This window comes from Ghiorsea bivora (assembly GCF_000744415.1).
Lineage (GTDB): Bacteria > Pseudomonadota > Zetaproteobacteria > Mariprofundales > Mariprofundaceae > Ghiorsea > Ghiorsea bivora.
The window spans coordinates 165902-189982 of sequence record NZ_JQLW01000010.1 but is presented as its reverse complement, the minus strand read 5'-3'; the positions used below and the strand labels follow the sequence as shown (position 1 = coordinate 189982).

Here is a 24081-nt window from a genome sequence, read left to right as displayed (position 1 = left end):
TTTACTCTACCGTGACCGATTTGGCTAGGTTGCGAGGCTGATCCACATCTGTACCTTTAAACCGTGCCACGTTGTAAGCCAAGTATTGTAAAGGAATGGAAGCTAATAATGGTGCGCTAAAAAAGTCTCCCTCTGGAATATGAATGATGGCATCGACATCATTGGGGTATTCCTGTTCGGGTATATCCGTAATCAGAATTACTTTTGCGCCACGGGCTTGGACTTCATGCAAATTGGAGATGACTTTATCCAAGTGGTATTGTCGTAAAGCTAATACAATGACAGGTAGGTTTTCATCAATGAGCGCGATGGGACCATGTTTCATTTCTCCAGCTGGATAACCTTCAGCATGCAAATAAGATATTTCTTTAAGTTTTAATGCACCTTCAAGTGCTAAGGGAAAACAAGGACCGCGACCCAAGAATAGTGCGCCATGTGATTGTGAAAAAAGTGGTGTGAGTTTATCAAATATGGGGGTATTGTTTAATAAAGACTCAACACCCTGACTGGCATCAAACAAATGTTGAATATGTTTGCTGGTATCTTCAGGAGGCATTGAACTGGCATCGGATGCAAGCTTGAGTGAAAATAACGCCAGTGCTAACAGTTGTGCAGTGTATGCTTTGGTTGAAGCGACCCCAATTTCAGGGCCTGCATAAAGTTCGATAACACCATCAGATTCGCGTACCATGGATGATGAAGCTACGTTACAAAATACCAAGGTTTTGTTTTGTGGCGTTTGCCGTTTGAATAAACGCAGTGCCTCTAAAGTATCCGCAGTTTCACCCGATTGGGATAGGCTAATAAACCAAGTATTATCACCAATCACAGGGTCACGGTAACGAAACTCTGATGCGACATCAACTTCTACAGGTATTTTTAAATATCGTTCTAGCCAATACCTAGCAGTAAGGGCAGCGTGATAAGACGTGCCGCAGGCTACCATGATAATACGTGCTGGTAGTGGGTCGTTTTCAATAAATGCAGCTTGCGGGAAATGAATGTTTTGTTTGTCTGGGGCATAAGCATGAAGAATATCAAGAAAAACACGCGGTTGTTCATGGATTTCTTTAAGCATGTAATGGGCATACGGTCCTTTTTCTGTGGCAGCGACCATTTCAGGCATGGGCTCCCATTGAATAGAGGTTTGGCTACCGTCTTCATTGAAGATATGGACATGGTCTAAGTCTGACCAACCCCATTGCCCTTCTTGAAGGTACATGACATGGCTCGCAACAGTACCAACAGCCAATGCATCGGATGCAACAAAAATGCCAGCTTCACCCTTGGCCAATAACAAGGGGCTGCCTCGCCGTGCAAACCAGAGTTTGTTATCTGTTGCCTGAATACCAGCAATGGCAAATGCACCTTCAAGCTGGTTTAAGGTATGATGAAAAGCGACTTCTGGGTTATTGTGTTTTGTAAGTTCTTGTTGCCACAGCCAAGGAATGGTTTCACTGTCGGTGTCGGAGTCAAAGGTTGCGCCAGCAGCAGATAAAGACTCGCGCAATTGTTTGTGGTTTTCAATGATGCCATTGTGAACAATGGCGATGTTTTCTGTTTGGTGTGGGTGTGCATTGCGTACTTCGGGTACACCATGGGTGGCCCACCGGGTATGACCGATGCCAAGGTTTCCTGTGAGTGGTGATTGTTCGAGTAAGTGTTCAAGGTTAATCAGTTTACCTTTGGCTTTGCGGGTATGTAAGTATTGTTTATGTTGGATACAAATGCCTGCACTATCATAACCACGGTATTCCATACTTTTGAGCGATTGCAGCAGAATGTTTTGTATATTGTTAAGCCCTACAGCACCAATAATACCACACATTTATGCATCACCTTTTTTGGGGCGAACCCAATTTTGTACATGCCTTTGTTCAGGGCGTGCTGATAATGTGAGCCCATCTTGTTTGACTTGTCGAGTAATAATGCTGCCTGCGCCAATGGTCGCACCAGAGCCAACTTCTACAGGAGCCACCAGCTTGGTGTCTGAGCCGACAAACACATCATCACCAATGGTTGTTTGATGTTTGTTTGCACCATCATAGTTACAAGTGATGGTTCCTGCGCCGATATTACAGTTCTCACCCATTAATGTATCACCAATATAACTTAAGTGGTTGACCTTACTGCCTTGCCCAATTATAGCTTTTTTGGTTTCGACAAAGTTGCCAATTTTTACTTTATCATCCAGCTGTGTGCCGGGGCGTAAACGGGCAAATGGACCAATCATAGCTTGATCGCCCACACTGGTTTCTTCCAAGTGTGAAAAGGCTTCGATGGTGATATCATCTGCCAGCCAGCTGTTTTGCAAAACAGCATAAGGGCCTACAGTGCACCCATCACCCAAATGGGTGGAGCCAAGCAACTGAGTGCCTGCTTTGATGGTGCAATCAATACCAATATTAACAGATGCTTCAATACGAACAGTATCGGCTTGCTGTATGGTCACACCTTTTTTCTGCCATTCAAAAGTGATACGTTGTTGCATGATATTTTCAGCTTGTGCGAGTTGTACACGATCGTTTACGCCTAACATTTCATTGGCATCATGCATGATAACAGCTTGTACAGTGGCAGATCTTGCCAATGCCAAAGGTAAAATATCAGGTAAATAATACTCTTGTTGTGCATTGTTGTTTTCTACACCATGCAAACATTGAAAGAGCAATGTGCGATTGACGCAAAAAATACCACTGCTGACTTCATGAATTTTGCGTTGTGCATCATTGGCATCTTTTTCTTCAACAATGGCTTGTACTTCATCATTGATGTCACGAATGATTCTACCATAACCCTTGGGCTCATCTACAATGGCAGAGAGCACAGATACACCAGCGCCACTGCTTTGGTGTTGTTTAACTAAAGTTGCCAAGGTTTCAGCTGTAAGTAGGGGGGTGTCACCACAGACGATTAGCACCATATCAGCCGTTGTAGGTACGGATTTGGTTTGTAATACGGCATGCCCTGTGCCCAGCTGCTCTTTTTGTTCTACCCAATGCAGGTTTTCAGGCTCACCGATATGTTTTTTTACTTCTTCTATGCCGTGACCTGCAACAAGACAAACGGATTCCGGTTGCAAGTCTTCAACGGTATGCAAAACATGCGCCAACATGCTTTTACCCAAAACATCATGCAGCACTTTGGGTTTGCTTGAAGCCATGCGTGTGCCTTTGCCTGCGGCAAGAATAATAACTTGTAAACTTGAAAAATGATGCAGCATGTATGCTTCCCCAGTTGCGTTTTTAATACGAATATTGAAAGCTTAGCCTACATTTTCATCAAGTCTAGCCCGTATTTTTTATGAGATTGCGAATATCTGGCAAAGGGCAGGCGATGGCAAGGCATACTTGTAGGCAAGAGACATAGCCGTAGCTATGTGTTGCAGCCGAAAGCATGTTTTGGCGCACATGAACAAGCCAGATGCCGCAAATGACAAGCTGTTACACCTGAATCGACACAAAAACAAGTCAGGTCTTATCAAAAATGCGGGCTAGCTGTGATTTTGAACAGTTGGTGGAATTGTATGCCCTGCAGCTTGCATAGCGATGGCTTCGGGGAAGTTTTGATAATGCTGCCTGACCACTTGAGCCAACTTTTGTTTCACATTTTCATCAATCAAACATGGTGAGCTGTTGGGTAAAACATCAATCAGACCCTGAAGTAGTTTATCCTGTGGCTGTTGCATTTTACGCACCCAAGACTGTAATAAATCGCGGTCAACATAAGCAGGTAATGAACCCATGATGCCCACATCATTTTGGTTGTGTACCAAAAGCCCCGTGGTGGTTCCTCGGTCTAAGGTGAGTACTTGGAAGAAATAAAGGGTATGGTAAGCCAATTGTTTTGCTTTTTCTTCAGGTGTTTCGTGATTTGTGTTTTTTAAGCTGTTTTCAAGAATATTGATATAAGTATCAATGGCTGCTTCGCCCACACTTTGTGCTAAAGCCAAGTCTTTGGTGTTGTCTTCAGAGTTGTATGCTTCCAAATAAAAGTGGGCAATACCACGGTGGCGTTCTAAGACTGGAATATAAAAATAAACATTGCCTTGTTGTACGGCGCTTTCAAACTGTTCAGGGGCAGCCTGCTGCAAAGCGTTGAGGAAAGTTTGTTTGTCTTCAAGCTTATCGTTGGCTGGATTAAGGTCTGCCATCATACGCCAGTAGCCAGAGCCATCTTTCATTTCTGTCCAACTGATATGGATGTGTACCGATGGTGAAGTAGGATTATTGGGGTGAATGATGGTGGAAATGGCTGTGGCAGAACCAAGTTTTTTCTCAGGGTTATCATCATAATGGATTTGGGATACATTCACAGAACCGCGCCCAATCATAGCACCATCAGCCGTTTCATAGCGGATGCCGCCACCGTGTTTACCTTCGTCTCTTAACCACTCTACAGGTTTGAATGTTTGCAAAAGCCCGAGCTTGTCCGATATCTTTTCTAAGCCTTGGACAAAACGTTGTTGTAGGGATGACACTAGGTTTTCGGCTTGTTTCGCTTGTGTAGATGTGGCGTAAGTACGTTTCATAATTGATATAAACTCGCTTGCTATTGATTTTTGTGGATGGCTGAACTATGGTCTCATAAGTGGATGGGTTCAATCACATATTTTCTTTAGTGGTATTTTGGAGGGTTGTATGAAGAAATTGCTATTGCTAACGCTGGGATGTTTTTCCTTATTATTGTCGGCTTGTGGTACAGAAGATGGTGGGCCAGCCACGATTAGTACCGTTGCGCCACCAGCACCAAGTACAGTCATGGAAGCACTGTTTGCGCCTTCAAGTGACCCTGCCGTACCCAGTGTGTTGCCATCACCCAATAATGCTGCATTTGCTGGCACAACGGATGGCACACTCAATATTCCAGTTGTTGATCCTAATGATTTAACGGACCCTATTGTAGCGATTAATACTTTGGATGGCTTTTCAACAGTGGCTTCTTCAACGACTGCATTTGCTGAAGCACTTGATGCGACCACGGTTGCTGCAGCTGTACATGTGTATGATACATCAAGTGGTACGCCTGTAGAGTTGGTCTTTGGGCAAGACTATGTCGCTTTACCGAACCCTAATGATGCAACGGTATTAGTTGTTAAACCTTTGAAACCATTGCGTTCGGCAACCAACTATTTGGTTGTGGTGACCAATGATTTAAAATCAGTGACAGGGAAACCAGCTTCTTCTTCACAAGCGTTTGCACTGATGAAAAGCCCAGTGCCATTGGTCGATGCCAATGGTGTGAGTCAAGTTCCAGGTGTTCCTGATAGTAGTGCCATTGGCTTAGAAGGCTTACGTCAAACCGTGTTGCCAGCCTTGGATACCGCGCAAGCTTATGGGATTACAAAAGATAAGGTTGCTGTAGCTTGGTCATTTAAGACACAAACCATTGGTAAAGTGCTTCAAACCATTCAAGTAGCAAGTGCAACAGACCCTTATGCTTCTGTGGCTACGAACTTTTTGACGGTGCCAGCAATCCCATCGGCAGGTACTGGAGGCTTGGGCGTATTGGACTTTTATAGTTTTGCGCTGTTGGCGCAAGCATCTACGGGGAGCACGGCACTCATTGACGGTTACACTGCTGGCTCATTTGCTAATGTGGCATCCGTGGTTATTGGCGCGGTAAATATGCCATATTATCTGGATGAATATTCTGCTGCGAATCCCTTTGGTCCATTAACAGGACACTTTCAATTGGATGCTAATGGCTTGCCGATTACCAAGTCTGTACAAACAATTCCATTTTTAATGTCTATTCCCAATGCCGCTCCTATTGGTGGTGGTGCTTGGCCAGTTGTCATTTTTCAGCATGGGTTTACCGTTGATAAAAGCGTAATGTTTGGTATTGCAAACACGTTGGCACAAGCAGGTTTTGTTACCATTGCTATTGATGCTGTGATGCACGGAGATAGAACATTTAATGTGGACTATTTAACTGAAGTTTTTGATCCGTATTCTGATAGTTTTGTCACCACTGCAGCTGTTCCCGATGGAACGCCTGATTCAAGTGGTGCGCATTATTTAAACTTGAAATATCTACTTACAACAAGGGACAATGCAAGGCAATCCGTTGCGGATTTGATTCATTTAACACGGCTTATTGAAACACAAACCAACTTGGATTTGGTGAGTAATACAACGGGCTTGCTGGGTGTAGATGGTGTGCCAGATATTAATATGAATAATATCAGTTATGTAGGGCACTCTAATGGGGGCATGCTGGGTATGATGTTGGCTTCAGTCGAGCCTGCAATCAAAACATTTGTTTTGGCTAACCCTGGTGGTGGGTACAGTGATATTTTCCAAAACTCGGTGGAAGTATCTCCCATTGTCAATGCAGGATTGCAAGCCAGTGGCGTAATCATCGGTTCAGCAGACTACTATTCATTTTTGGGTGCGGTGCAGACTGTAGGTGATGATGCTGACCCCATCAATTATGGCATAGTTTATAATGATTGGAAAACAGCGAACAATCAAAATATTTTTATATTAAAAACCACGCCTGACTTCGTGGTGCCGAATAGTGCAACGGATGCCTTGATTTCAGTTTTGGGTTTGCCACAAGTCGGTTTAGCCTTGGCAAACGCACCATTTGCGGGCAGTGGATATGTAAATTATTTATCAGGCTTACACAGTACGTTTTTAACACCGCTAGGTAAACCTGATCCCATAACAACGCAAAAACCACTATCGTATTTGCCAGCAACAACAGAAATGCAAACGGCCACAGCAACATTTTTGGGTAGTGCACAAGTGGGTACACCTCTTGTGACAGTGACAACTACAGATCCATTGATTGTAGAATAAGGAGATAATGATGAAATTAAATCGTATAATAATTGTAAGTGCGGCATCGTTATTGTTATCTTCACAAGCTTTTGCGAGTGGATTCATGATTCCAGAGCAGGGTGCTAAAGCCATGGGTATGGGTAATGCTTTTGGTGCAATCGCTGATGATGCATCGGCCAACTGGTTTAACCCCGCGGGTTTGTCGTTTCAGGACAACAATGCTGCTGTGAGTGGTACAGTTGTGTATCCATTGAATGATTTTGAAGCTGGTGGGCAGAGTTATTCGGCAAAAAAAGGGTTGCATGTGATTCCACAAGTTTATGTGCGTTATGGTGAGGGTAATTCTAAGCTAAGTTATGGTTTGGGTATAAATTCGCCTTTTGGACTATCTGTGAATTGGACAGGCTCTGGTGCTCCTTTTACGCAGCTTGCAGCAGCTGGCAAGGCTGTAACATTCTCTGAAATTCAAGCCATTCATATCAATCCAAATATTGCCTATCAAGTGAATGATCACTTTTCTGTGGCTGCTGGTGTTTCGTATTACAATGCTTTTAAGGTACATTTAAATAGTGATTTGTTGCGTATTGGTGGTTCTGGTGATGGGTTTGGTGGGAATATTGCGTTTTTATATAAAACAAGTGCTTGGAGTGTTGGGGGCAGTTATCGCACCAGTGTGAAAATAGATATTACAGGTACAGCTGTAGGTGGTCCTGATGCAGCGGTATTGGGTTTGGATGGTATTGGTGCGAATGCGAGCACTGCGGTGACATTTCCTGATATCCAGAGTTTATCTGTAGCATATGCTGGTATTCCCAAAGTAGTGTTGAGCGCTCAGCTTGATAGGGTTAACTGGTCTAAGTTTGATAAAATTGAAATCAATTATGCACCTTCTGCATTAAATGCACTTACAGGCCCAACGTCAACTATTCCTGAAGGTTGGAAGGCAACTGTAGCCGTTCGTCTGGGTGCTGAGTGGGCTTATACAGATGATACACGCGCAAGGGTAGGTTATACTTATGACCCTACGCCAACCAACCCCACTGATTTTTCACCTCGTCTTCCAGGTAATGACAGGCAACTTATTACACTGGGTTATGGTAGGGACTTTTCAGACAATTTAACCATGGATTTGGCTTATGCTTATGTTTGGCTTAAAGATAGGACTGCTACTGCTCCTACAGACCCAGCATATTATGGTATATTTAAGTCTACCGTACACCTTCTTTCTGGTGGCGTAACTTATAAGTACTAAACATTTTGTTTTTGAACTGGAAAGGCGTTGTTTCTTATGAAACAGCGCCTTTTTATTGCATTCTTTTCATCATGCTCGCAAACGACTAGCTTGCGCCCAGTTTTGATATTGTAAAAGAATGGAGAGTGTATGCGCTACGATTGGACTGTGGATGAGATTGAGAAGTTATTTGGACTTCCGTTTAATGACTTAATGTTTCAAGCGCAACAAGCACATCGTGCTAACTTTGATGCCAATGAAGTGCAGCTATCCACCTTGCTTTCAATCAAAACAGGTGGTTGCCCTGAAGACTGTAAATATTGTCCGCAATCTTCGCGTTATAATACCGATTTAGATTCAGAGCTTTTGATGAAAAAAGAAGAAGTGATGAAAGCTGCGCGTGCTGCCAAAGAAAAAGGTGCATCGCGTTTTTGTATGGGGGCAGCATGGCGTGAGCCTAAGGGCAGAGCCTTTGAATTGGTGTTGGATATGATTCGCGAAGTCAAAGATATGGACATGGAAGCCTGCGCTACACTGGGTATGTTGGATGCTGAACAAGCAAAAAAACTAAAAGATGCAGGGCTAGATTATTATAACCATAACCTTGATTCTGACCCTGAATTTTATAAAACAATTATCTCAACACGTACTTATGAAGAACGTTTGGACACGCTTAAAAATGTTCGCAGCCAAGGCATGAGCGTGTGTTGTGGTGGTATTGTGGGTATGGGAGAAGCGATTCGTAACCGAGCAGGTATGATTGCCCAACTTGCGCGTATGGAGCCACACCCTGAATCTGTGCCGATTAATATGCTGGTTAAAGTAGAAGGTACACCCATGGCAGATGTGGAAGATTTGGATAATTTTGATTTTATTCGCACCATTGCTGTAGCGCGTATTACCATGCCCTCTTCTCATGTGCGTTTATCTGCAGGTCGTGAAGTGATGTCTGAAGAAATGCAATCATTGTGCTTTCTTGCTGGTGCCAACTCTATTTTTTATGGTGAGAAGTTATTAACCACAGGTAATAACGAAGCAGAGCAGGATAGAGCATTCTTTGCCAAGTTAGGTATTCGCCCTGAAGAGAAAGCTACACCATCATCGCGCCGTATGGTGGATGCAGCAAAAGTTGAAAGTGTACAGGAGACAGCTCATGTCGGATAAACCTTGGGGTGGACGTTTTGAAGCACCAACAGATGCTTTTGTAGAAGCGTTTAATGCTTCCACGCATGTGGATGCAAGAATGTATGCGGAAGATATTGCGGGCTCTCGTGCGCATGCCACTATGCTTACTGCGCAAGGTATTTTAAGTGAAGATGATTTAAAACTTATTCTTGATGGTTTGAATCAAGTGGAACAAGAAATTGAATCAGGTGAACTTGAATTCACCATTGCACTTGAAGATGTGCATATGAACATTGAAAAGCGCTTAACGGATATTATTGGTGATGCAGGTAAACGTTTACACACAGCACGCTCACGCAATGATCAAGTGGGCACTGACACAAGGCTTTATTTAAGAAAACGTACGGATGATTTGATGGTGCGCATCAAACATTTGCAGGGTGTGCTTGTTAAACTTGCGGATGAACATGCTGAGACTGTAATGCCAGGTTTTACGCATCTACAAACCGCACAGCCTGTAACTTTAGGACACCACTTGCTTGCTTATGTTGAGATGTTTAGCCGTGATTATGCACGTTTTTCTGATGCTAGAACACGTATGAATCAGTGTCCGTTAGGCTCTGCAGCACTTGCAGGCACAACATTCCCCATTAACCGTGAACAAACAGCTGAACTATTGGGTTTTGATGCACCATGTGCCAATTCTTTGGATGCAGTATCCGACCGTGATTTTATTATGGAATTATTATCAGCAGCTTCTATTTGTTCCATTCATTTATCACGCTTTTCTGAAGAGTTAATTTTGTGGATGAGTGCGCAATTTGGTTTTATTGATTTACCTGATGCTTTCTGTACAGGTTCATCAATTATGCCGCAAAAGAAAAACCCTGATATGCCTGAATTGGTACGAGGTAAAGCAGGGCGTATAGTGGGCGCATTGATGTCAATTTTGATGACTATGAAATCACTACCATTGGCATACAACAAAGACATGCAGGAAGATAAAGAAGCGATTTTTGATGCTTATGACAACCTTGAAGGTTGCCTAAGAGTATTTGGTGATATGTTGCCAGGTTTAAAAGCAAATATTGCCAATATGCATAAAGCTGCAGGCAGTGGGTTTTCCACAGCAACGGACTTGGCGGATGCATTGGTGCGTGCTGGTGTGCCGTTTCGTGATGCCCATGAAATCGTGGGTAAGTCGGTGGCACATTGTATAAAAGAAAATATTGAGTTGCATGAAATGCCGCATGCCGCATGCCAAGCTATTGATTTACGTTTAACATTGGACATGGTAAAAGCCTTGTCAGTAGAGACATGTGTAGCGGCACGTAACCATACGGGTGGAACTGCCCCTGAACAGGTGCGATTACAATGTGCTAAATGGATCAAACAATTCAACGATTAATGCGTTTCTTGTTGCCGCTATGTTTTTTGCTGTTAACCAGTTGCGGCTTAAAAACAGATTTGATTGTTTATGACGACTCGGCAGCTGAACCTCAGCTTGCCCGTGTTTCATATCAAGTGGTGGGTAAGGTACTGCAACTCCAATTGAATATTGTTGGAGGTAGCGGCATGGTATTATATCAAATTGATAGAACAGAAGTTGAACCTGGTTGTCAATGCATTGGCCATTGGTTGCGTTATTATGAATCATCTCTAAGCAGACAACGTATGGGTTTAAAACGTAATGTTAAACTGCGTAATCCTGATAAGACGTATGCTTTTCGTATACGGGTTAAAGATGAGCTTGGGCGAATGAGTGCATGGTCAAAAGTTTTTAAAGTGAAGGCAATAAATGGTAAGCGTAATGAGCAAAACAATAATAGATAAACATGAACAGCATAGATTAGATCAGTTGGGTGAATATCCATTTGCACGCTTGCGTCAGTTATTACAAGGTTTAATACCAAACCCTGACTTGCCCTTTATTGACGCAGGTGCTGGGGAGCCGCGTTTACCACTGCCAAGTTTTGTTCAGCCCACATTAGATAAACATTTGGCTGGTTTTTCTAAATACCCTACGACTACAGGTAATGATTTTTTAAGAGAAAGCATTGCCGCGTGGTTGCAACGTCGGTTTGGTTTAAAGTCTATTGATGCCAATAGCCAAGTTTTAAGTGCCAATGGGACGCGTGAAGCTTTGTTTGCCGCAGCCCATGCTTTGATTAATCCGAATGCAGACTCTCAACCATGGGTCATGATGCCTAACCCTATGTATCAGATCTATTTGGGTGCTGCGATTACCGCAGGTGGTAAACCTTATTTACAACCATGTAGCAAAGAGACGGGTTTTGCTCCTGATATTGAGGGTATTACTGATGATGTATGGCAGGATACAGCGTTGGTTTATGTGTGCTCACCATCTAACCCTACAGGTTGGGTGGCTGATGAAGTATATTATACCAAGCTGCTGAAACTTGCTGAAAAGTTTGATTTTTATGTATTGGCTGATGAATGTTATTCTGAAATTTATTATGCGGATAAACCTATTGGTTTGTTGGAAGTTGCACAAAACATGGGCAATACGGACTATAAACGTTGTTTGGTGATGAATTCATTATCCAAACGGTCAGCACTACCTGGTTTACGCTCTGGGTTGATTGCTGGTGATGCAGCACTGATTAAACAGTTTTCTAAATTGCGTAGTTATACAGGACCCGGAACACCACTTCCATTGCAGCATGTGGCAGCAGCAGCATGGGCTGATGAAGAACATGTGCAAGACCATCTCAAAGTTTATCGCGATAGTTTGGATGCTTTTTTTGATGTATATGGGGGGACTATACCTGCAGGTTCATTTTTTGTTTGGCTGCCTGTGGCAGATGAAGAAGACTTTGTGAAAAAAGCATATGTAGAGCAGGGCGTGAAGTTGTTACCGGGTAGTTATTTGGGTACGGAAGATCAACAGGGTATCAATGCAGGTTCAGGTTATGTACGTGCAGCACTTGTTGACGGTGTTGGATGCGCGTCTGAGTTAGCAAAACGGTTAAAAGCTTTATTCGGTTAACGCAGTATTAATTCATAGGTCTTATAGAGAAGAATCATAAATGGGTGTTAAGCTTAGCGACTGAGTGGATCAGCATGTCAGCTTGAATACCTGTTTGTTTTACAAAATCGCTATTGTATTTGCCTGTCTGCACCAGAGCAGTTTGTAAACCTGCCTGCTGAGCGCCCAGAATATCTGATTCAATATCATCACCAACCATCAAGGCTTGTGCAGGGTTAACGCCTAGTTGTTGGCAAATATGTAAGAAGAAATCTTGTGATGGTTTACCAAAGACCTTAGCTTGTTTACCCGATGCATATTCGAGGGCTGCAACCCATGTGCCCAAGTCTAGGTGTAAACCATCTTCTTTTTGCCAAAAACGATTTTTATGCAGGGCAAGTAAATCAGCACCTTGCATAAGATGTAAAAATATTTCATGCAATACTTGTGGTGGGTAACCCAAACCGCCAACATCTCCCATCACAATATAATCCGGTTTTGTGTTGCTTTGTTGTACTTGAAGGTCTGTGTGTAAATCATCACGAATATATAAGCGAGCAGTTTTGTTGCCGATATGGTTTTGTACCAGAGATGCCGGCGTGAACAGATGTTGTTCGTCAAGAGGAATACCCAGTTTTTGCAGTTTTTGAGCGACGCTGTGTTTGGCTTGGGTGGTGGTATTGGTTACACCTGCAACTTTAATGCCTGCATCATGCAAGCGTTGTACAGCTTGTGCTGCACCACTGATGACTTGGTTGCCCACATAAAGTACGCCATCTAAATCGAGTAAAACAGCTTGAACCATAAAAGCAGTATACCCCATAAACCTTGTTGTTGTAAAGTGAGCAATAAAAAAGGGTTATGTATAAACCATAACCCTTTTTCCTTAACCTTTTGCCTTGATGTTGCTGTAGAAAATTACTCGCGTAAAAGCTCAGTGATGCCCGTTTTGGAGCGCGTTTTTTCATCCACTGTTTTAACAATCACTGCACAATATAAGTTTGGGCCACCTGATGCACCAGGCATAGAGCCTGAAACAACAACAGAATAAGGCGGAACTTCACCATAAGTGACTTCGCCAGTTGCACGATTCACAATGCGCGTTGATTTTCCGATATATACACCCATAGAAATTACAGAGCCTTCGCGAACAATTACACCTTCAACAATCTCAGAGCGAGCACCAATAAAACAGTTGTCTTCAATAATGGTTGGGGTTGCTTGTAGTGGTTCCAATACGCCACCAATACCAACGCCACCAGATAAGTGTACGTTTTTACCAATTTGTGCGCATGAACCAACAGTTGACCAGGTATCTACCATGGTGCCTTCATCTACATAAGCGCCAATATTGACATAAGATGGCATCAACACCACTTTGGGTGCGATAAATGAACCTTTACGTACCGTTGCATTCGGAACCACACGCATGCCACCTTTGCGGAACATCTCTTCGCCCCAGTTGGCGAATTTTTGCGGTACTTTGTCGTAATAGTTGGTGTCACCACCACGAACAACTTCATTGTCATGCAATTTAAAGAATAAAAGCACCGCTTTTTTCATCCACTCGTTGGTTTTCCATACACCGTTGTCATCGCGCTCGGCTACACGAATGCCGCCATCATCCAAAAGGTCTATGGTACGCACTACGGCTTCGCGTATTTCTGTGGCTACATTGTGCATATCCCATGTGTCACGGGTATCCCATGCTTGTTCGATGACTTTTTGTAAGTGGTTCATAGTCGTGCTCCTTAAGAAAACTTTGTTTAGGTATTTTGAATGTTGCCAAGCCTATGATGTTCACCAATGGGAAGCAAACCCAAGCGTTAAAAGTCCATTATTGCAAGGTTTTGGCAAAATGTTACACTTATATAATTCGTGCCGTTCGTGTCAGCCCCAAAATTTAAAACATTAAGCCTATCATATATTTCTTTGGTATATATAGAGAATCATTTGCCGCATATGTTTGCTAGTGTTTTTCAGGGTGAACAGCGTCAGGCATTGCAACAGGTGCTGTTTCAATACTTAGCTTTGAATCAAGATTTGGTTGTGTTGGGGAATCAAGCATATGTGACGCATGTGCGATCATTTGCAAATAGTGTGGCGTTGTCCGTGAAGGCGGAGGTTTACGTTTATGGCAGAAGTTATGTTACCTTATAAGCAGCTGCGAATGCTATTGGTATTATTGGGTAGTGTTTAAATTGTAAAGAAAATCACAAAATCTATTCGGTAACTCACAGGCTGCGCGGAACGGGTGTAGTGGGGTGGAGGGTAACTGTAGATAGATTGGATGGTGGGGGGTGTTGGTGCAAGCTTTTAATCATATGTTTAAGGCTTTGTATGCCAAACATGATACTTTTAAACTTTATGTGATATATAAACATTGCCAAACCTTTATCACTGACTCATCGCAAGCTTGGGACGGCGTGTATAAATTTGATACCAAATAAATGAAAGTACCCTACAATGCGCGCAATAAAATAAGAATGAAGTTGGGATGAGGTTTGGTGTAAATATGAGTTTGGTAACTGCTTCATGGCATGATAAGTTTATGGCAATTCGAAGCAATAAAGCTTTTGAATTGTCTGTGATTGCGATTATTATTGTGTCAGCCTTGATGATTGGCGCATCCACGTATGATATGGATCCGCGCTGGATGTCTGTTATTTATGTGCTGGATACAGGCATTACCATTTTCTTCTTGGTTGAAATCATTATTCGTATGTTGGCGGAAAAGTACTTTTTCAACTTCTTTAAAAATGCTTGGAATGTATTTGATTTCTTGATTGTGAGCGTAAGTTTATTGCCGATTGATGATAGTGAAATGGTGCTTTTGGCGCGTTTGATTCGGATTTTCCGTGTGCTGCGTTTGGTATCCATTATTCCTGAGCTTAGGGTATTGATTAACTCGTTAATTATTGCCATTCCGCGTATGGGTTATGTACTGGTATTGATGTTTATTATTTTTTATATCTATGCCGCAGTAGGTAGCTTTCTGTTTGAAAAAATCAATGCCACCTTATGGGGAGATATTAGCATTTCTATGCTGACCTTGTTCCGTGTCTCTACCTTTGAGGATTGGACAGATGTGATGTATGAGACCATGAATGTATATGCATGGAGCTGGGTATATTATTTAACCTTTATCTTCCTAACAACCTTTGTTTTTATGAATATGATGATTGGTATCATCCTTGATGTGATGCAAACTGAACATGAAAAAATGAGTCGTGAAACAGGTGAAGGTGAAGCTGGCGAAGTGCATTACATCAAAGAACATACGTCTATGATTGAAAATAGGCTACAGAGAATTGAAACATTGTTAGAAAAAAGTGTTGACTCTCGTGATAAATAGCCAGAAAAAGTGCGGTTTACCTATAAATATTGAGCCTTGTACACAATGTCGCTACGCTGCGGCAGACTGGTATAGGTGGTGAGCATGGAAAGTATTGTGATACAAGGTGGCGTTCCGCTTCAAGGAAGTGTTGAAAGCAGTGGTGCAAAAAATGCAGCATTGCCATTACTTGCAGCAGCTATTCTTGCTGATGGCCCTGTTACTTTTCACCGTATTCCGCATTTGAATGACATTTCGACCATGACCAATTTGTTGGCGTGGCAAGGTGCGGATGTCATTTATGACGACAAAGATTGTTTAACCATTGATACGCGGGAAGCAAATAAACCAGAAGCACCTTATGAAATGGTTAAAACCATGCGTGCATCATCCTTGGTGCTTGGGCCATTGTTGGTGCGTTTTGGTGAGGCTAGAGTGAGCTTGCCTGGTGGCTGTGCGATTGGTGCAAGACCCATTGATTTGCATCTTAAAGCTTTGGAAGTGATGGGTGCAGAAATCAGTGTTGAGCATGGTGATGTGATTGCCAAGGCACCCAATGGTTTGCATGGTGGGCGCATCTTCTTTGATCAAGTCACGGTGACAGGCACTGAAAATATTTTGATGGCTGCGGTGTTAGCCAAGGGTGAAACAGTGTTAGAAAATGCAGCACGTGAGCCTGAAGTGGTCAATCTTGCCGATTCATTGCGCGCTTTGGGTGCTAAGATTGAAGGTGATGGTACGGATACCATTAGGATTCAAGGTGTAGAGCGTATTTCTGGTGGTGATATTTTTACCATTGCTGACAGAATTGAGACAGCAACCTATTTGGCGGCAGGTTTGATTACGGGAGGTGATGTTACCGTAACCAAAACAGACCCTAAATTGTTGGATGCATTTTTAGCGCGGGTGAAAGAAGCAGGGGCTACCGTTGAAGTGGGTGATGATTTTATTCGCTGTGCTGCGCCAGAGCGCTTGCAGGCTGTGAATATTCATACCATGCCACATCCTGGGTTCCCTACTGATTTGCAAGCCCAGTTTATGGCGATGATGTGTGTGGCTGAGGGTACAAGTTTGGTTTCAGAAACAATTTTTGAGAATCGATTTATGCATGTGCAAGAATTGGTGCGTATGGGTGCGGATATTCAGTTGGATGGGCATACGGCAGTGATTAAAGGTGTTAAAAAGCTTTCTGCAGCGCCAGTGATGGCGACAGATTTACGCGCATCGGCATCGTTGGTGCTTGCAGGTGTGGCGGCAGAAGGTGAAACTGTGGTGTCTCGCGTGTATCATATTGACCGTGGTTATGAGCGAATTGAAGAAAAAATGCGTAGTTTGGGTGCCAATATTGAGCGCCACTATATATAAGGGTAAGAACGAATATGTCAGATAAACCAGTGTTAACCATTGCCTTATCCAAAGGGCGAATCTTGGAGCAAACCTTGCCCTTGTTAGAATTTGCTGACTTGATGCCCAAAGAAGATGTGCAAACCACGCGCAAATTGATGGTGGATGGTCCTGAAGATTGGGCAGGTAGCAGAATCCGTTTCCTCATTATTCGGGCGGCTGATGTGTGTACTTATGTGGAGCAGGGTGCTGCAGACCTAGGTATTTCAGGACGTGACTTATTGTTGGAGCACAAACCCCATGTATATGAACCTTTGGATTTGAAGATAGGTAAGTGCCGCCTGTGTGTGTGTGGGCCTAAAAATGCCGTAGAATCGGGTGATTCTTCAGTGATTGGTGGGCGTATTCGTGTGGCGACCAAGTATGACAATATTGCTGAACAATATTATTTGGAACAAGGTGTACATGCTGAAGTGATTCACTTGTATGGCTCGATGGAGCTTGCACCTTTGGTGGGTATGGCAGACCGAATTGTGGATGTTGTGGAAACAGGTAATACGCTCAAGGCGAATGGCTTAGTGGAAGAAACCACATTGTTTGATGTATCTAGCCGTTTGATTGCCAACCCTGCAAGTTTTGTCACCAAGAAAAGACAAGTGCAAGCGGTGATTAACAAGTTGCGTGAAGCTGTGGAAGACAGAGAAAAAGCGTTGGCTAAAAAAGATGTAGAGAGTATGAAGTGATGAAGATTCAACGTATTTATGCAAATAGTGCCGATTATAAAGCGCAATTGGATGCTTTGTTGTCGCGTGAAACCGATACGGGTGCAGATGTGCAAAACCTAGTATCGGATATTTTGTTGGATGTGAAACAACGTGGTGATGTTGCACTATGTGAATATACAGCGAAATTTGATGGTTGGGATTGTACGGCTGAAAACATGGTGATTAGTCGTGAACGCATGAAGCAGGCTTGGTCTGATGTGTCGGATATGGATAGACAGTCGTTGCAATTGGCTGTGGATAGAATCAAAGCTTACCATGAAAAACAAGTACAAACAGATTGGGATTATACCGATGATGCAGGTTTAACTTTGGGTCAGAAAATCACAGCTTTGGATAGTGTGGGTTTGTATGTGCCCGGCGGTAAAGCAGCATATCCATCATCTGTATTGATGAATGCAGTGCCAGCGCATGTGGCTGGTGTTGAAAAGATTGTGATGGTTGTACCCACACCTGCAGGTGAGATGAATGATTTGGTCTTGGCAGCAGCTTATGTGTCTGGTGTGCAACAAGGTTTTGCGGTGGGTGGTGCGCAAGCCGTAGCAGCTTTAGCTTATGGTACGGAAACAATTCCAGCAGTGGATAAAATTGTAGGGCCGGGCAATAAGTTTGTGGCAGCAGCCAAACGTCAGGTGTTTGGTACATGTGGCATTGATATGATTGCAGGGCCTTCAGAAATTGCAGTGGTGGCTGATGGCGGGCATCCAGAATGGTTGGCGGCAGACTTTTTATCCCAAGCAGAGCATGATGAAGCTGCCCAAAGTATTTTTATTACTACAGATGAGGTTTTGGCAGATCAAGTGGAAGCGGCAATTATGCAACATTTGCGTGTGCTTGAGCGCGCGCCTATTGCAAAAGAATCTGTTGAAAACCATGGTGCATTTATTATTGTGAATAGCCTTGATGAAGCAGCTGAAGCTGTAAATATTATTGCGCCTGAGCACTTGGAATTGGCTTTAGAAGACCCAGATGCCATGTTGCCTAAAATTAAACATGCAGGTGCGATTTTCTTGGGTCATTTTGTGCCTGAGGCACTTGGTGATTATATGGCAGGGCCTAATCATGTATTACCTACCAATCGTACAGCACGTTTTTCTAGTCCACTGGGTGTGTATGATTTTCAAAAACGAAGTAGTGTAATTCGTTCAACACCGCAAGGTGTGGCTGCAATTGGTGCTGAAGCAGCACACTTGGCACACCGTGAGGGTTTGCAATGTCATGCTTTGACGTTAGAGCTAAGGTTACAGGATAAAGGGGAATAGATATGGCTCGTAGTGCAAGTATTGAAAGAAATACGAAAGAAACTCAGATTAAACTGTCAATTAACTTGGATGGCACCGGAGTATGTGAACTGGATACACCTATCCCTTTCTTAAACCACATGTTGGAGCAGATTTCACGCCATGGTTTGATAGATATGCGTATTGATGCCAAAGGTGACATTGATATTGATGACCATCATACGGTGGAAGATATTGGTATTTGCCTTGGTGAAGTGCTGCGTGATGCTATTGGTGATAAAAAGGGTATTGTACGTTATGGGCATGCTTATGTGCCATTGGATGAGTCGTTGTCACGTGTGGTTCTTGATTTGTCAGGTCGGCCTGATTTGGAATACCATGTGAATTTTCCTAAAGAAATGATTGGAAGTTTTGATGTGGACTTGTTTAAAGAATTTTTTCAAGCTGTAGTGAATCATTCGCGTATGAGTTTACACATCGACAACCTAAGAGGTATCAATAACCATCATATTGCAGAGACCGTATTTAAAGCATTTGGTCGTGCTTTGCGTATGGCGGTTGAGGCTGATCCACGCCAAAGTGGTATTCCGAGTACCAAAGGTACGCTATAACTCATGATTGGTTTGGTTGATTATGGCATGGGTAACCTGCATTCGGTTGCCAAGGCCTTGGAAAAAGCGGGTGCTAAAGTCGAGCTGGTGCAGAATGCTGCGGCAATTGCTGATTATGAGCGTATTGTATTGCCAGGTGTGGGTGCGTTTCGTGATTGTATGCATACCCTTAAAGCAACGGGTATGGCGGATGCGATTGTAGAAACCGTCAACAAGGGCACACCCTTTTTGGGTATATGTTTAGGCATGCAAGTGTTGATGACACGTTCGTATGAGTTTGGTGTGCATGCTGGGTTAAATTTGATTGAGGGTGAAGTAAAGGCTTTTCCTGAAGATCATGTAGCACGGGGTTTTAAAATACCACATATGGGTTGGAATGATGTGGTGTTACCGCAAGGTAAACCGCACCCCGTGTTTCAAGGAATTAAAAAGGGTGATCAGGTATATTATGTTCATTCTTATTATTGTGCACCGCGTAATCCAGGGCATTTGTTGGCGGCATGTTCCTATGGCGACTTTCCTTTTGCCGCTGTAATTGGTAGAGATAACGTGTTGGGTATGCAGTTCCACCCTGAGAAAAGCCAAAAAGTTGGTATGCAACTATTGGAAGGTTTTATCAACTGGAAACCATAAATAGCGTAAGATGCGAAAAAAAATCTTGCTGCTAGTGTTCGTGAAAAGAAAATCAGTAATACAATATGTTCAAAGGGGACTCCATGGGTATTCTTGAAGGAAAGAAAGGCTTAATTTTAGGTTTGGCCAATAATAAATCTATTGCTTGGGGTGTAGCGCAAGCTTGCCATAAACAAGGTGCAGAGCTTGGTTTCAACTACCTTGGTGAACAATTGGAAAAACGTGTTCGCCCATTGGCAGAACAAGTTGGTGCGACCTTGATTGAGTCTATGGATGTAGGTGAAGATGCTGAAATGGATGCATTTTTTGCTAAGGTTGAAGAAAAATGGGGAAAAATGGATTTTTTGATCCACTCCATTGCTTTTGCCAATAAAGATGCACTACGTAATCCTTTTTCACAGGCTAGTCGCCAAGATTTCCAATTGGCATTGGACATTTCAGCTTATTCATTTATTGCATGTGCGCAACGTGCAGCAGGTATTATGAATGATGGTGGTAGCATGGTGACCATGACCTACTTGGGTGCAGAACGTGCTATTCCGGGGTATGGCATGATGGGTGTGGCTAAAGCTGCGCTTGAAGCATCAACACGTTATTTGGCAGATGATTTGGGGCATAGTCGTGGTATTCGGGTGAATGCGGTATCAGCTGGCCCTATTCGTACATTGGCTGCATCAGCTGTGGGTGATTTTAAACAGTTGATGGCAAAAAGCGCGCGAGGCTCCATGTTGGGGCGCAATGTAAGCCAAGAGGAAGTCGGTAATACGACTGCATATTTGGTATCCGATTTAGCATCAGGTGTTTCGGGTGAAGTGCATTATGTGGATGCGGGGTTCCATGTCGGTGCAGGCGACCCAGGCGAATAATGCTTAACTTACCTATCTACTATTCACTAGCAGCGTTGGAAACGCGCACTTACAGTAGTAAGCTTGCTTGTTCCGCCTCGCTAGGGAATACTATCTAGGCAAGATAATTCATTATTTATGATGATTTATGAGTGAAAGATTAGGGATAACAAATGTCAGGTTCTAGTATTGGTCAAATATTTCGTGTCAGCACGGCAGGTGAATCGCATGGCAAGGCATTGGTTGCGATTGTTGAGGGCTGTCCTGCGGGCGTAGCATTAACGGAAGCGGATATTCAACCTGATTTGGATAAACGTAAACCTGGGCAATCCAAATATACAACACAACGCCGTGAAGCCGATGAAGTTGAAATTCTATCGGGTGTATTTGAAGGTAAAACCACGGGTTGCCCAATTGCATTGTTGATTCGTAATACAGACCAACGCAGCAAAGACTATTCCGACATTAAAGATAAGTTTCGCCCAGGTCATGCTGATTTCACATACCATGAAAAGTATGGTGTTAGGGATTATCGTGGTGGTGGTCGTTCATCAGCGCGTGAAACAGCCATGCGTGTGGCTGCGGGTGCTGTTGCGCGTAAGTTTTTAGCCAGTTTTGGTGTGTCTATTCGTGGCTGGGTGGATCAAATTGGTCCGATTAAGATAGATGCTGACAACTTTTCCTTTGATGAAATTTATAACAACCCCTTTTTCTCACCTGATGCCAATGCAGCAGCAGAGATGGCAGCATTTATGGATAAACTTCGTAAAACAGGAGACTCTATTGGTGCTTCGGTCACGGTTGAAGCGCAAGGAGTACCCGCAGGTTTGGGTGAACCCGTGTTTGACCGCATTGATGCGGATTTAGCTAAGGCTATGATGAGTATTCAGGCGGTAAAAGCCGTAGAAGTGGGTGATGGTTTTGCCTGTGTAGAAGCGCGTGGCTCCGCGTTTGGCGATGCTATTCGCAAGGATGGTTTCCAAAGTAATCATGCAGGTGGCGTATTGGGTGGTATTACGAACGGGGATACGATTCATGTACGTATGGGTTTAAAACCAACATCATCGATTCTGAAACCGCGCCCAACGATAGATATTCATGGCAATGAAACTGAAATTGTCACCAAAGGTCGCCACGACCCATGTGTAGGTATTCGCGCCGTACCTATTGCTGAAGCTATGCTTGCTTTAACACTTGCCGACCATCTGCTTCGACAGCGTGCGAGTCGGTTGTAGTATTGTTTTTTCAACCTCATTGGGTTCACCATGAATAATCCAGAGAAGTGTTTAATTTGTGATACTGCAGATCCCACTTTATTTTTTGCAAAAGCAAGACTTTCAGGTGCTGAAGTTTATGACCTACGAACTTGTCCAACTTGCCAAGCCTCTTTTTTTTCGCCTATACCATCGTCAGATGCTTTGGCAGAACATTACTCTAAAGACTATACCTTTTATAAGGGTGACAACTTTAAGGCGCAGGGCAAAGGTTCAGCCTTTGCTAGAAAATATCTTGTACCACGTTTAAACCAAGGAAAGTTGTTGGATATTGGCTGTGCCAGTGGTGATTTCTTAGCAGGTGTACAGCAAGGATCTCAATGGCAGGTGTATGGTACAGACATAAACCCTGAGGTTGTTGCATCGGTTCAAAGCAAGCTGGGTTTGGATGTTAGGGCTGGTGAAATCGAAGATGTGGGTTTTGATGCAGGATTTTTTGATGCGGTGCGTGTGCAAGATATTCTTGAGCATGTGCCACAACCGCTTACATTTCTAAAAGAGTGTAGGCGTATTCTTGATGATAGTGGAATATTCTACTTGTCTGTGCCAAATGGTTTGGCAGATGCACAAAACCTAATTGACTACTATACCCAATACGAGTCGCCTGCATTCAGTGGTGCTGGGCATATATACTTTTTTTCTATGGATAGTTTAACATTGTTGTTTGATCAAGCGGGATTTCGTATTGAGAAAACATACAGTTATAACTTTAAAAAAGGTTTGCGTAGTTTATCAAAACTTCCCAAAAGTAAACACTGGAAACGTGACTTAACACCACCTGTAGTTCAGCAAAGTAAGAAGCCACATGCAGAAGTGCAAATGCATAACCAAAAACAACGGTCTGCCGCATATTATGATTTTCAGTTTATGAAAGATGAGTTGTTTAAGCTTCCAGGGATCCATCATTATGCACAAGATTTTTCCTTTGTTCTAAAACCCAAGTAATACGGTCGGTTCATGACAGGTCTTGATAGCATTGACTTTCGTCAGGGATTGCCTATGCTGCCGCACGCTGCAATGTGCAGTGAAACTAAAATAACCTTGCTCTGAACGCGCCTAAAAATGTTTCAGAGCAACGATTATCGAAGGATAATCATGCCAAGAGGAGCGCTATGTATTACGAAACAGTGTTTATCGTAAACCCTGATGTATCTCAGGAAAATACCGAAGTTCTTACCAATGAATTGGTTGAGAAAATCGAAAAAGCAGGAGCCCGTATCGTGAAACGCGAATACTGGGGTGTTCGTTCACTTGCTTATTCTATCCAAAAACGTAACCGTGGTCATTACGCATTGCTTGTTACCGATGGCGCAGCAGAAGTTGCTAAGCTTATCGATGAGTCTTTGCGTTTGGATGAACGTATTCTACGTTTTTTAACCACAAGTATTACAGAACTATCTGATGAACCATCGCCATTGTTGCGTCGTCGTTCAACTGCTGTTACAGAAGAGCCAAAAGCTGAAACAGAAACAAAAGCTGAAGAAACGACTGATGCAGCGAAAGTTGAACCTAAAGCAGAAGAAAAAGCTGCTAAGGAAGAAAGTGGAGAAGCTACAGCTTAATACAGCCCAACTTCGTGGTGTCGTTGATGATATCCATGACCGTTGGATGCCAGATGGAAGTCTTGCTGTTGTTGCTTCTTTGATTATACACAGACCACACTTGGGGCAGAAAAGAGCCACCATGTTGGATGAACAACCTATGCCATTGCGTGCAGAAGGTGAATTGGCTGAAAAGTTAATCAAGTTCAAAGGTGAGTATGTGCATGTCGAAGGCGAGTTGCGCCGTCGTTATTATAGTCGTGATGGGCAACAACGATGGGGGCAGGTAGAAGTTTGGCTGAGCCGTATAGATTTATTAGATAAGAATAATTTAGGAGAATAG

The 24081-nt window shown here is 43.2% G+C and carries 23 protein-coding genes; 18 read left to right on the top strand and 5 right to left on the bottom strand.

The features are described from left to right. Nucleotide 1 precedes the first annotated feature (1 nt). The 3 genes from glmS to DM09_RS09110 form a co-directional block, all read right to left on the bottom strand. A complete protein-coding gene (gene glmS / locus DM09_RS09120) occupies nucleotides 2–1828 on the bottom strand; it encodes a glutamine--fructose-6-phosphate transaminase (isomerizing) (protein ID WP_038250160.1) in 1827 nt (608 codons plus the stop codon). Further along, the gene (glmU, locus tag DM09_RS09115) at nucleotides 1829–3223 is read right to left on the bottom strand and encodes a bifunctional UDP-N-acetylglucosamine diphosphorylase/glucosamine-1-phosphate N-acetyltransferase GlmU (protein ID WP_038250157.1); all 1395 of its coding nucleotides are present in this window, start codon (nucleotides 3221–3223) and stop codon (nucleotides 1829–1831) included. 270 nt (nucleotides 3224–3493) lie between these two features. Next, nucleotides 3494–4531 (bottom strand): coproporphyrinogen III oxidase, encoded by a 1038-nt coding sequence (locus DM09_RS09110; protein WP_038250154.1) that lies wholly within the window; start codon nucleotides 4529–4531, stop codon nucleotides 3494–3496. A 109-nt stretch (nucleotides 4532–4640) separates the two neighbouring features. On the opposite strand from DM09_RS09110, the gene DM09_RS09105 reads away from it, so the two are divergent. From DM09_RS09105 to DM09_RS09080, 6 genes are all read left to right on the top strand, one after another. Further along, nucleotides 4641–6806 carry a hypothetical protein gene (locus DM09_RS09105; protein ID WP_038250151.1) on the top strand — a complete coding sequence of 722 codons (2166 nt, stop codon included), beginning with the start codon at nucleotides 4641–4643 and terminating at the stop codon, nucleotides 6804–6806. A 10-nt stretch (nucleotides 6807–6816) separates the two neighbouring features. After that, complete coding sequence (locus tag DM09_RS09100; protein ID WP_051938355.1) at nucleotides 6817–8040, top strand: OmpP1/FadL family transporter; 1224 nt, start codon at nucleotides 6817–6819, stop codon at nucleotides 8038–8040. A 129-nt stretch (nucleotides 8041–8169) separates the two neighbouring features. Beyond that, nucleotides 8170–9183 carry a biotin synthase BioB gene (gene bioB, locus DM09_RS09095; RefSeq protein ID WP_038250146.1) on the top strand — a complete coding sequence of 338 codons (1014 nt, stop codon included), beginning with the start codon at nucleotides 8170–8172 and terminating at the stop codon, nucleotides 9181–9183. After that, entirely contained in the window at nucleotides 9173–10552 is a 1380-nt protein-coding gene (argH, locus tag DM09_RS09090) for an argininosuccinate lyase (protein ID WP_038250143.1), read from the top strand. Before bioB ends, argH begins: the two co-directional genes overlap by 11 nt. After that, the gene (locus DM09_RS11200; RefSeq protein ID WP_051938354.1) at nucleotides 10528–10977 is read left to right on the top strand and encodes a hypothetical protein; all 450 of its coding nucleotides are present in this window, start codon (nucleotides 10528–10530) and stop codon (nucleotides 10975–10977) included. Before argH ends, DM09_RS11200 begins: the two co-directional genes overlap by 25 nt. Continuing rightward, nucleotides 10955–12154, top strand: a complete 1200-nt coding sequence (locus DM09_RS09080) for an aminotransferase class I/II-fold pyridoxal phosphate-dependent enzyme (RefSeq protein ID WP_038250140.1) — start codon at nucleotides 10955–10957, stop codon at nucleotides 12152–12154. The genes DM09_RS11200 and DM09_RS09080 overlap by 23 nt, the downstream gene beginning before the upstream one ends. 34 nt (nucleotides 12155–12188) lie before the next feature. On the opposite strand, the gene DM09_RS09075 is transcribed toward DM09_RS09080, so the two are convergent. Together DM09_RS09075 and dapD are read right to left on the bottom strand one after the other, a co-directional pair. Further along, complete coding sequence (locus DM09_RS09075; protein WP_232507801.1) at nucleotides 12189–12938, bottom strand: TIGR01458 family HAD-type hydrolase; 750 nt, start codon at nucleotides 12936–12938, stop codon at nucleotides 12189–12191. Nucleotides 12939–13051: 113 nt separating this feature from the next. Continuing rightward, the gene (dapD, locus tag DM09_RS09070; protein WP_038250134.1) at nucleotides 13052–13873 is read right to left on the bottom strand and encodes a 2,3,4,5-tetrahydropyridine-2,6-dicarboxylate N-succinyltransferase; all 822 of its coding nucleotides are present in this window, start codon (nucleotides 13871–13873) and stop codon (nucleotides 13052–13054) included. 147 nt (nucleotides 13874–14020) lie between these two features. Between dapD and DM09_RS11670 the strand changes: the two genes are divergently transcribed. From DM09_RS11670 to DM09_RS09010, 12 genes are all read left to right on the top strand, one after another. After that, complete coding sequence (locus tag DM09_RS11670) at nucleotides 14021–14293, top strand: hypothetical protein (RefSeq protein WP_198401665.1); 273 nt, start codon at nucleotides 14021–14023, stop codon at nucleotides 14291–14293. Nucleotides 14294–14648: 355 nt separating this feature from the next. Continuing rightward, the gene (locus DM09_RS09060; protein ID WP_038250127.1) at nucleotides 14649–15488 is read left to right on the top strand and encodes an ion transporter; all 840 of its coding nucleotides are present in this window, start codon (nucleotides 14649–14651) and stop codon (nucleotides 15486–15488) included. A gap of 84 nt (nucleotides 15489–15572) precedes the next feature. Beyond that, a complete protein-coding gene (murA, locus tag DM09_RS09055; RefSeq protein ID WP_038250124.1) occupies nucleotides 15573–16832 on the top strand; it encodes a UDP-N-acetylglucosamine 1-carboxyvinyltransferase in 1260 nt (419 codons plus the stop codon). Between the two features lie 14 nt (nucleotides 16833–16846). Beyond that, on the top strand, nucleotides 16847–17554 hold the full coding sequence (gene hisG, locus DM09_RS09050; RefSeq protein WP_038250121.1) for an ATP phosphoribosyltransferase: 708 nt from the start codon (nucleotides 16847–16849) through the stop codon (nucleotides 17552–17554). Next, nucleotides 17554–18855, top strand: coding sequence for a histidinol dehydrogenase (hisD, locus tag DM09_RS09045; protein WP_038250117.1), 1302 nt, complete (start codon nucleotides 17554–17556; stop codon nucleotides 18853–18855). Before hisG ends, hisD begins: the two co-directional genes overlap by 1 nt. A 2-nt stretch (nucleotides 18856–18857) precedes the next feature. Then, nucleotides 18858–19445, top strand: coding sequence for an imidazoleglycerol-phosphate dehydratase HisB (gene hisB, locus DM09_RS09040; RefSeq protein WP_038250115.1), 588 nt, complete (start codon nucleotides 18858–18860; stop codon nucleotides 19443–19445). Between the two features lie 3 nt (nucleotides 19446–19448). After that, nucleotides 19449–20078 carry an imidazole glycerol phosphate synthase subunit HisH gene (hisH, locus tag DM09_RS09035; RefSeq protein WP_038250112.1) on the top strand — a complete coding sequence of 210 codons (630 nt, stop codon included), beginning with the start codon at nucleotides 19449–19451 and terminating at the stop codon, nucleotides 20076–20078. An 83-nt stretch (nucleotides 20079–20161) separates the two neighbouring features. Next, nucleotides 20162–20944 carry an enoyl-ACP reductase FabI gene (locus DM09_RS09030; RefSeq protein ID WP_038250109.1) on the top strand — a complete coding sequence of 261 codons (783 nt, stop codon included), beginning with the start codon at nucleotides 20162–20164 and terminating at the stop codon, nucleotides 20942–20944. A gap of 152 nt (nucleotides 20945–21096) precedes the next feature. Next, nucleotides 21097–22158, top strand: coding sequence for a chorismate synthase (gene aroC / locus DM09_RS09025; RefSeq protein ID WP_038250108.1), 1062 nt, complete (start codon nucleotides 21097–21099; stop codon nucleotides 22156–22158). 30 nt (nucleotides 22159–22188) lie between these two features. Continuing rightward, nucleotides 22189–23142: a class I SAM-dependent methyltransferase gene (locus DM09_RS09020; protein WP_038250107.1), complete on the top strand. Its 954-nt coding sequence runs from the start codon at nucleotides 22189–22191 to the stop codon at nucleotides 23140–23142. A 167-nt stretch (nucleotides 23143–23309) separates the two neighbouring features. Next, a complete protein-coding gene (rpsF, locus tag DM09_RS09015; protein WP_038250104.1) occupies nucleotides 23310–23759 on the top strand; it encodes a 30S ribosomal protein S6 in 450 nt (149 codons plus the stop codon). Beyond that, complete coding sequence (locus DM09_RS09010) at nucleotides 23740–24081, top strand: single stranded DNA-binding domain-containing protein (RefSeq protein WP_198401664.1); 342 nt, start codon at nucleotides 23740–23742, stop codon at nucleotides 24079–24081. Before rpsF ends, DM09_RS09010 begins: the two co-directional genes overlap by 20 nt.